The organism is Nocardioides cremeus, assembly GCF_030518195.1.
Classification (GTDB): domain Bacteria; phylum Actinomycetota; class Actinomycetes; order Propionibacteriales; family Nocardioidaceae; genus Nocardioides; species Nocardioides cremeus.
In genome coordinates this window covers 1-223 of the sequence record NZ_JAULSC010000430.1, presented here as the reverse complement: position 1 = coordinate 223, position 223 = coordinate 1, and the positions used below count along the sequence as shown (strand labels likewise).

Below are 223 nucleotides of genomic sequence, written 5' to 3'. Positions count from 1 at the left end.
GCCGCCGTCGTCACGTTGGTGCTGCTGCTGACCGAGGTCACCAGCAACACCGCCACGGCCGCGACCTTCATCCCCGTGCTCGGCGGCGTCGCCGCCGGCCGCGGCGTCGACCCGGTGACCCTGCTGATCCCGGCGGCGCTCGCGGCGACGTGCGCCGTCATGCTGCCCGTCGGCACCCCGCCCAACGCCATCGTCTTCGGGACCGGCGCGGTGCGCATCGCCC

General features: G+C 75.8%; 1 protein-coding gene. It reads left to right on the top strand.

Features of this window, described 5'->3' with window-relative positions; translation table 11 throughout:
* Positions 1-223 (top strand): anion permease (locus tag QWJ41_RS21615; RefSeq protein WP_302710559.1); only part of this gene is annotated, 223 nt, incomplete at both ends.